The organism is Inquilinus sp. (assembly GCF_057815775.1).
Genome location: NZ_JBYRFX010000281.1, coordinates 1 through 8,638, shown reverse-complemented (window position 1 = coordinate 8,638; position 8,638 = coordinate 1). Strand labels below are relative to the sequence as shown.

Annotated in this window: 9 protein-coding genes and 1 pseudogene; 6 read left to right on the top strand and 4 right to left on the bottom strand. The window is 68.9% G+C overall.

Going from position 1 to position 8,638, the window contains the following annotated elements; all coding sequences use genetic code 11:
• Positions 1-1,669, bottom strand: a 1,669-nt coding sequence (sppA, locus tag AC3XYG_RS10120; RefSeq protein WP_489139699.1) for a signal peptide peptidase SppA, incomplete at its 3' end; no start/stop codon positions are given.
• Positions 1,670-1,688: 19 nt separating this feature from the next.
• A complete protein-coding gene (locus AC3XYG_RS10115; RefSeq protein ID WP_489139698.1) occupies positions 1,689-2,261 on the bottom strand; it encodes a peroxidase-related enzyme in 573 nt (190 codons plus the stop codon).
• A 220-nt stretch (positions 2,262-2,481) separates the two neighbouring features.
• Between AC3XYG_RS10115 and AC3XYG_RS10110 the strand changes: the two are divergent.
• Positions 2,482-3,081: pseudogene (locus tag AC3XYG_RS10110) on the top strand (calcium-binding protein); the annotation flags it as partial.
• Positions 3,082-3,150: 69 nt separating this feature from the next.
• Positions 3,151-4,158, top strand: a complete 1,008-nt coding sequence (locus AC3XYG_RS10105) for a calcium-binding protein (protein ID WP_489139700.1) — start codon at positions 3,151-3,153, stop codon at positions 4,156-4,158.
• Here AC3XYG_RS10105 and AC3XYG_RS10100 read toward each other — a convergent pair.
• Positions 4,155-4,757, bottom strand: coding sequence for a hypothetical protein (locus AC3XYG_RS10100; protein ID WP_489139697.1), 603 nt, complete (start codon positions 4,755-4,757; stop codon positions 4,155-4,157). The two genes, AC3XYG_RS10105 and AC3XYG_RS10100, sit on opposite strands and share 4 nt — an antisense overlap.
• 84 nt (positions 4,758-4,841) lie before the next feature.
• Positions 4,842-5,561, bottom strand: a complete 720-nt coding sequence (gene rph / locus AC3XYG_RS10095) for a ribonuclease PH (protein WP_489139696.1) — start codon at positions 5,559-5,561, stop codon at positions 4,842-4,844.
• Between the two features lie 114 nt (positions 5,562-5,675).
• On the opposite strand from rph, the gene hrcA reads away from it, so the two are divergent.
• The 4 genes from hrcA to AC3XYG_RS10075 form a co-directional block, all read left to right on the top strand.
• Positions 5,676-6,776, top strand: a complete 1,101-nt coding sequence (gene hrcA, locus AC3XYG_RS10090; RefSeq protein WP_489139695.1) for a heat-inducible transcriptional repressor HrcA — start codon at positions 5,676-5,678, stop codon at positions 6,774-6,776.
• Positions 6,777-6,787: 11 nt separating this feature from the next.
• A complete protein-coding gene (grpE, locus tag AC3XYG_RS10085) occupies positions 6,788-7,378 on the top strand; it encodes a nucleotide exchange factor GrpE (RefSeq protein WP_489139694.1) in 591 nt (196 codons plus the stop codon).
• A complete protein-coding gene (locus AC3XYG_RS10080; RefSeq protein ID WP_489139693.1) occupies positions 7,375-7,509 on the top strand; it encodes a hypothetical protein in 135 nt (44 codons plus the stop codon). Before grpE ends, AC3XYG_RS10080 begins: the two co-directional genes overlap by 4 nt.
• A gap of 125 nt (positions 7,510-7,634) precedes the next feature.
• Positions 7,635-8,638: histidine kinase dimerization/phospho-acceptor domain-containing protein (locus AC3XYG_RS10075; protein ID WP_489139692.1), on the top strand; the 1,004-nt coding region annotated here is incomplete at its 3' end.

The window sequence follows — 8,638 nt, the reverse complement described above, 5'->3', positions numbered from 1 at the left end:
CTGGGCCAAGCCCGATCTGGGCCAGCGCATCCGCGCCGAGCGAGGAACTGCCGGACACCAGCCGGCGCAGCGCCTCCAGCGGCGAGGGTGCGTGCGGCAGCCGCAGCACGGTCACCTTGGCGTCGGGGGCCAGGCCGATCGCCTGGCGGGCGATCACCATGGCGGCGTCGAGGCCGCCGAGCTTGTCGACCAGGCCGTTCTTCGCCGCCTCGGTGCCCAGCCAGACCCGGCCCTGGGCGATGGCGTCGACCGCCTTGGGGTCCATGCTGCGGCCCTTGGCCACCAGCTGCAGGAAGGCGTCGTAGCCGGCATCGACGCCGGCCTCGAACCGGGGCTTCTCGCTGGCATCGAACGGCGCGTTGATGGTCCAGATGCCGGCGTTGCGGCCGCGCTGCACCGAGCCCCAGTTGATGCCGACCTTCTTCCACAGTGCCTGCAGCACGGGCTTGCCGGCGAAGATGCCGATCGACCCGGTCAGGGTCGACGGCTCGGCCACGATCGCCTTGGCCTGGGCCGCGATCCAGTAGCCGCCGGAGGCCGCGGTCTCGCCCATCGACACCACGATCGGCTTGTTGCTGTCGCGCGCCCGCTGCACCGACCGGCCGATCAGGGCGGAGGCGACGACCGAGCCGCCGGGGCTGTCGATGCGCAGCACGATCGCCTTGATCGTGCTGTCCGCGACCGCGTCGTCGATGGTCCGGGCCAGGTCGCGGCCGACGATCTCGTGCTCCAGGCTGCCGTCGCTGCGCTCGTCGACGATCGTGCCGGTGGCGTAGACCACGGCGACCACCGGCTGGTCCGACTTGGCGCTCGGCTCGGTCGCGGCCAGGTAGTCGCGGGCGGCCACCTCGGTCAGCTTGCGCCCGGTCCGGGTGTTGACCAGATCCTCGACCTGGTCCCAATAGACCAGCTTGTCGACCAGCTTGGCGTCGATCGCCTCCTTGGCGGTGTAGGGGCCGCCATCGATCAGGCGCTTGACCTCGTCGGGCGGCAGGGCGCGGCCCTGGGCGATGCCGGCGACCAGCTGGTCGTACAGCCCCTGGGCCATGGCCTCGTTCATCGCCCGGCTGGCCGGGGTGAAATCGCGCTCGGTGAAGGTCTCCGGCGCGGATTTGTACTGGCCGCGCTTGCTGACCTCGGGCTGCACCCCGACCGTGTCCAGCAGGTCGCGGACGAACGGCACCTCGATGGTGATGCCGGTCAGGCCGACGCCGCCCTGCGGCATCATCAGGGTCTGGTCGAAGCCGGCGGTGAGAAAGACGGCAACGTTGCCCGGACCACCGCTGCCGAGGTCGTCGGCGTGGGCGACGGTCAGCTTGCCGGCCCGCCGCGCCCGGTCGACCGCGTCGCGCAGCTCCTGCGCCGAGGCCAGCGGCACCGAATCCGACGCCACCCGGGCGACGATGGCGCCGATTCGCGGGTCGGCGGTGGCGCGGTCGATCGCATCGATGGTCTGGTGCAGCGTCAGCGGGCTCTCGGTCAGGCTGAATCGGCCTGCCGGGATCGTGTCCGGCGCCCCCTTGCGCAGGTCGAGCACCAATGCGAGGTCGCCCTTCGGCAGCTGCGGCGACCGGTTGGCCGCGTACCAGGTCAGGCCGCCGACGGCGACGATCAGCAGCAGGAACAGCACGCCGAAGATGATGAGGATGGCGCGGATGAAGCGGCCCATGATGTGTCCTGCCCTGGGGTCAGCGGTTCATCGCGTGATAGTCGCGGTTGGGCATCATGTCGACGCCGGATGCGACCCGGTTCGACATGTTGAAGAACCCGGCCACGTCGCAGATGTCGAAAATGTCTTCGTCGGTGAAGCCCTGGTCGCGTAGCGCCGCGCGCTCGGCATCGCCGACGCGGTGCGGCTCGGTGGTCAGCGTCCAGGCGAAATCCAGCATGGCGCGGTGGCGCGGCGTCAGCCGGGCGACGCGGTGGTTGAAGGCCAGCATCTCGCCCAGCTCAGGGTCATCCGACAGTTTGCGCACCGCTTGGCCGTGCGCCACGAGGCAGTAATAGCAGCGGTTGGCGGAGGAGACGGTGACGGCGATCATCTCCCGCTCCAGCTTCGACAGGCCGCTGTCGCCCAGCATCAGCTCGTTGTAGGTCGCGATGAAGTTGCGCAGCTTCTTCGGCCGCAGGCTGTAGGCGCGGATCACGTTCGGCACCAAGCCCAGCTTCTCCAGGCATTTGGCGTAATAGGCCTTGAGGTCGTCGTCCAGCACCGCCTCGTCCGGAACCGGGAAGGCCATCACATGGTCGGGCTGCGGCACGAATCGTCTCCTAATCCTTCGCTCCGCATCGCGGTGCCGCGCCACCTTAGCAGGCAGCCACGCCGCGGTCGAACCCGTGCGGCATCCCACTTTGCGGCCCATCAGAAACAAGATTTCGGTGTCACGAATCAAAGGATTCGCATTGAAAGAATCAAGATTCAGGAGCGAAATCGTCATCATTCCGGGTTGAAGCTTCCATATTCTTGCAAGGGGGCGACTCATGGCGGTCATCAACGGCGACGATCTCGACAACATCCTGACGGGCACAGCCACCGCGGATTTTATTGCCGGGAATGGCGGCAATGACCAACTGTCCGGGGGCGGCGGCGATGATGATCTCTATGGCGGCGACGGCGATGACCATGTTTCCGGCGATGCCGGCAACGACTTGATCGACGGTGGTGCAGGCCGGGATGTCCTCGCCGGCGGCGCCGGCGATGATACGATCTATGTCGGTCGCGGCGACGGTGACGTGGCCACTGGCGGCGACGGCGACGACGCCATCTACATCACAGGTGGCGGTACCGGTGAAGTGGCGGATGGCGGTGCCGGCATCGATCTCTTCCATCTGGAGATCAGCGCCCTTGCGACGCCGATCACGATCTCGATGGCCGATCCTGATGTCGAACAGGTGCTGGCGGACGGGACCCGGCTCATCGGGTTCGAGAGGCTCGAGGTGCGGGGTGGCCTGGGAGGCGACGTCCTCACCGGGGGCGATCTCGACGATGTTCTCCGTGGCGGCGGCGGTGACGATACGATCCAGGGCGGCGGTGCCTTCGACTCGCTCTGGGGCGATGCGGGCAACGACATCATCGACGGGGGCGCGGCATCTGATGAGCTTCTGGGAGGCACCGGAAACGACCGGCTTGATGGCGGCAGCGGCGACGACGTGCTCCGTGGCGAAGCCGGTGATGACGAACTCCATGGCGGCGACGGCAATGACAGTCTCTCCGGCAGCGAATCGGCCGGCGAAGGGGGCCACGACATCCTCTATGGCGATGCCGGCGACGACACCCTGCTGGGCGGAACGGACCCGATCGAGCTGCATGGCGGCACCGGCGACGACGCCTATCTGATCGTGCGGTTCGGGGCCGTCATCGTCGAGGCGGCGGGCGAGGGCACTGACACCGTCTATACGACCGTCTCCTTCCGCCTGCCCGACAATGTCGAGAATCTGGTGCTGAACGATGCCCCGCGCGACGGGGCGCGCGGCGTCGGCAACGCGCTCGACAACATCATCAGCGTCGACAGCGGCCAGGGCAAGGATGTGCTGCTGTACGGCGCCGCCGGTGACGACACGCTCCACGGTGGCCGGGGCAGCGATTATCTCGACGGTGGGACCGGCGCCGACAGGATGGACGGTGGCGCCGGCAACGACACCTATGTCGTCGGCGAACGCGGCGATATCGTGACCGAATTGCCGGATCAGGGCACGGACATGGTCCGTTCCGCCATCTCCTATCATCTCGGCGACAACGTCGAGAACCTGGTCCTGTTCGGCAGGGGCGCGGCCGCCGGCACCGGCAACACCCTGGACAATGTGCTGACCGGCAACGGCGCGGCCAATGTCCTGACCGGTGGCCACGGGGCGGATACCTTCGTCTTCGACACGGCGCTGAGCGACAGCAATGTCGACCGCATCACCGATTTCGCGCCCGGCGTCGACACCATCCGGCTCGATCCATTGATCTTCACCGGCGTGTCGCCCGGCACGCTTTCGCCCGCCGCCTTCGCCCTCGGGACGGTGGCGCAGGATGCGGACGATCGGATCCTTTACGACTCGGCCACTGGTGCGTTGCGCTACGATCCCGACGGTGCCGGCGGCCACGACGCCCAGCTGTTCGCGACCGTGACCCCGGGCATCGCGCTCTCGGCGGCTGATTTCCTGGTCGGCTAAGGCCCGATCACGGCCGGCGGCTCGGCGCCCATGGCGCAGGAATCGAGGCCCTGCAGCGCCTGAGCCAGGTCGACGGTGCTGACATCGATCGTCTCGCCCGGCACCGGCCGGCCGCCGCGGATGGCGGTGAAGTGCAGGCCCATATCCTCGGCGGCCAGCTGGGCCTGCAGCGCCGGCGTGTCCTCCAGAGTGAAGCGCCAGGTCGGGGCGCCCGGCGACGTCACCGGGACCGCGACGGCCTTGCCATCCAGCTCCAGCTGCGCCGTGCCGTCCGCCGGGTCGAAGCGGCGGCCGGTATAGGCCAGCACCGGGGCCGAGACGATGATCTCGATCCGGCCCTGGTCGTCGCGCCGGATCCAGTTGGTCTGGTCGGTCTGGCCGTCATAGCGCAGGAAGCAGACATTGCCCGGCAGCCGGAACAGGCCGAGATCGCTGGTCTCGGGCGAATAGTCGAGCAGATGCCCGGCCTGCGGCAGGACCGCCACCCTGGCGAGCGCCTGCATCGCATTGTGCAGGGCGTCCAGCACGCCCGAACCCGGCGCGCCCGACACCGACAGCATCATGATGATCGCCCAGTGCCAGATCGACAGCGCGCCCATCGCCTGCTCCATCAGTGCCGAGACGACGGCAGGATTTCACGGCCGCATCCCGGGCTCAAGCGCCCGGAACGGCGACCGGTCCCGTCAGCCCTCGCCGAGGGCCGCCTTCTGCAGCGCCGCCAATTCCGCCGTGCCCTTCTCGGCCAGCGCCATCAGCGCGTCGAATTCGGCCCGGGTGAAGGGAGTCTGTTCCGCTGTCGCCTGGATCTCGACCAGCCCGCCCTTGCCGGTGATGACGAAATTGGCGTCGGCCTGGGCGCTGGAATCCTCGGCATAGTCCAGGTCCAGCACCGCCTGGCCCTGGTGCAGGCCGCAGGAGATGGCGGCGACGCTGTCGATCAGCGGCAGCGTCTTCAGCTTGCGGACCTTGGCGACATGGCGCAGCGCCAGCACCAGCGCGACATAGCCGCCGGTGATCGCGGCGGTGCGGGTGCCGCCATCGGCCTGCAGCACGTCGCAATCGACCTTGACCTGGACCTCGCCCAGCGCTTTCAGGTCGGTGACGGCGCGCAGCGACCGGCCGATCAGACGCTGGATCTCCTGGGTGCGGCCGGTCTGCTTGCCGCGTGCGGCCTCGCGGTCGGTGCGCTGGTCGGTGGCGCGCGGCAGCATGCCGTACTCCGCCGTGACCCAGCCCTTGCCGCCATTTTTCAGCCAGGACGGGACGCGATCGTCGACCGAGGCGGTGCACAGCACATGGGTGTCGCCGAACTTCACCAGGCACGAGCCTTCGGCGTATTTGTTGACGTCGGTCTCGAGGCTGATGGCGCGCAGGGCATCGATGGCGCGTCCGGACGGTCGCATGGGATGGCTTTCTGTTTCTCCGCGAAGGACGCGCACGCTATCCTTGGCGGTCCTGCCCGTAAAGCCCGGGGTTTGATTCGGGTGGAATGGCCCCTACATAGCGTGGCGAAGGCCATGAACATGTTGAATGATCCGACCACCCGATCCAGCGGCCAGGCGTTCCGGGACCTCGACGAGCGATCCCGGGAGATCTTCCGGCTGATCGTCGATGCCTATGTCCAGTCCGGCGAGCCGGTGGGCAGCCGCACGCTGTCGCGCCGGCTCGGCGTCTCGCTGTCGCCGGCCACCATCCGCAACGTGATGTCCGATCTCGAGGATGCCGGGCTGCTCTATGCGCCGCACACCTCGGCCGGGCGGCTGCCGACCGATGCCGGCCTGCGGCTGTTCGTGCATGGGCTGATGCAGCTCGGCGATGTCGGCGAGAGCGAGCGTGCCTCGATCGATGCGCAATGCGCCCAGGCCGGCCGTGGCGTCTCCGAGATGCTGGAGGAGGCGACGTCGGCGCTGTCGGGTCTGTCCGCCTGTGCCGGGCTGGTGCTGTCGCCGAAGGCCGACCGGCCGCTGAAGCACATCGAATTCGTGAACCTGTCGCCGGGCCGCGCCCTGGTCGTGCTGGTCACCGAAGACGGCATGGTCGAGAATCGCGTGCTCGACGTGCCGCTGGGCCTGCCGGCCTCGACCTTCGTCCACGTCACCAACTACCTCAACGCACGCATCGTCGGTCGCACCATCGGCGAGGCCCGCTCCGAGGTCTTGGGCGAGATCGAGGCGCAGCGCAGCCAGCTCGACAGCCTGTCGGCCAAGGTGGTCGCGGCCGGCCTTGCCACCTGGAGCGGCGGCGGGGGCGGGACGCTGATCGTCAAGGGCCAGTCGCGGCTGCTGAACGACGTCACCGCGCTGGACGATCTGGACCGCATCCGCAGCCTGTTCCAGACGCTTGAGACCAAGGAATCGATGCTGAAGATGCTCGACGCGGCCAATGCCGCGGAAGGCGTGCAGATTTTCATCGGCGCCGAGAACGGGCTGTTCAGCCACACCGGCTGCTCGATGATCATTGCCCCGTACAAGGGGGGCGACCAGCGCGTGGTCGGCGCGATCGGCGTGATCGGGCCGACGCGGCTGAACTATGCGCGTATCATCCCGATGGTGGACTACACCGCGAAGATGATAGGCCGTCTCCTCCGGACCAACGAGACCACGAACCAGGTAGCATGATGCAGAATACGATGTCCGCCGAGCCCCGCCCGGACGCGTCGGAGCCGGAGAACGAGGCCCTCGGGCCCGAGGTCGAGGGTGTCGCCGAGGCTGAAGCCGGACTCGAGGGCGACGCCGCGCTGGCCGAGGCGCTGGACCGCGTCGCGGCACTCGAGGCCGAGAATGCCAAGCTGAAGGACCAGGCGCTGCGCGCCCTGGCCGAGACGGAGAACATCCGCCGCCGGTCGGAGCGTGAGCGCGAGGACACGGCGAAATACGCCATCTCGGGCTTCGCCAAGTCGCTGCTGGATGCCGCCGACAACCTGCACCGTGCCATCGAGGCGGTGCCGGCCGGGGCGGTGGAGGCCGATGCGGCGCTGAAGACCCTGGTCGACGGCGTTGCTGCCACCGAGCGCCAGTTGCTGGCCGCCTTCGAGCGCAACGGCATCAGCCGGATCGAGCCGGTGGGCGAGGCGTTCGACCCGAATTTCCACCAGGCGATGTTCGAGCTGCCGGGCACCGGCAAGCCGGCCGGCACCATCATCCAGGTGATGCAGCCCGGCTATGTCCTGCAGGGCCGTCTGCTGCGCCCGGCCATGGTCGGCGTGGCCAAGGGGGAATGATGCGCCGTCTCACCCTGGTTGCGGCCCTGGTCGCGGTGGCGTCCCTGGCCGCGGCCTGCGACCGGTCGTCGGACAAGCCGGCCCGCGGGGCCTATGTCGGCGGCGGTGCAGGCGTGTCGGTTCCGTCCTGAGGCGCGCCCGGCCGCTGGGCCGCCATGCCGCAGGCCGGGCGACACGAAACTGTCACCGGTCTCACGTAGCTTCGCCGTCCCCGCATTGTCGCGGTATCCTGTGGCGTGCTGCGCAAGGCGTGTGAATGGCCGGTCCGATCTATCGTCATCTGCTGGGAATCGGGGCGATCGCCGTCTTGGTGATCGCCCTTCTGTTTCTCTCGGCCGGGGCGGGCGGGATCGGTGTCTGGCTGGCGGCGGCCGGCATCCTGGCGGTGGTTGCCGTCGCTGGCGTGTTCGCCTGGCGCCTGCTGCATGACCTCGACCTGCTGCGCCGTCATATCGAGGTGATGGCGGCCGAGGCGCAGGACGCGCCCCGGCGGCCGACCACCGAGATCGGCCAGGTGCTGTTCATGCATCTGCTGCGGCTGCAGCGCCACGCCCGCAGCCGCGAACGCATCCTGGCGGTGGAACTGCAGACCGCGTCGGAGATCCTGGAGGCGCAGGAAGACCCGATCCTGGTCCTGTCCGGCGACCGCAGCGTGCTGCGCGCCAACGACGCCGCTGGGCGGCTGTTCGGCGACCGGCTGCTGGGCCGTGACCTGGCCGATGCGATCCGCCATCCGGAGATCGTGGCGGCGGTCGACGCCGTCCTCGCGGGTGGGGCGGTGCAGACCGTGTCCCTGAACCTTCCGGTGCCGATCGAGCGCGAATTCGAGGTGCGGATCCAGCGCTTCGAGCGCCGGGCCGACGCGGCACAGCCGGAGGCCGGCCCGCGCGAGCCGGGCAGCGGGCCCGAGCCGGCGCTGCTGGTCACCCTCTACGATCTCACCATCCCCAAGCGCATCGAACAGATGCGGGCCGATTTCGTGGCCAATGCCAGCCATGAGCTGCGCACGCCGCTGTCCAGCCTGATGGGCTTCATCGAGACGCTGCGCGGGCCAGCCCGCGACGATGCGGCGGCGCATGACCGGTTCCTCGGCATCATGCAGGCGCAGGCCGAGCGCATGTCGCGGCTGGTCAACGACCTGCTGTCGCTGTCGCGGATCGAGCTCGACGAGCATGTGCCGCCGACCGGGCGGGTGACGATCGGCCCGCTGCTGCAGGCGGTGGCCGACGCGCTGGAGCTGAAGGCCCAGCGCAAGAACCA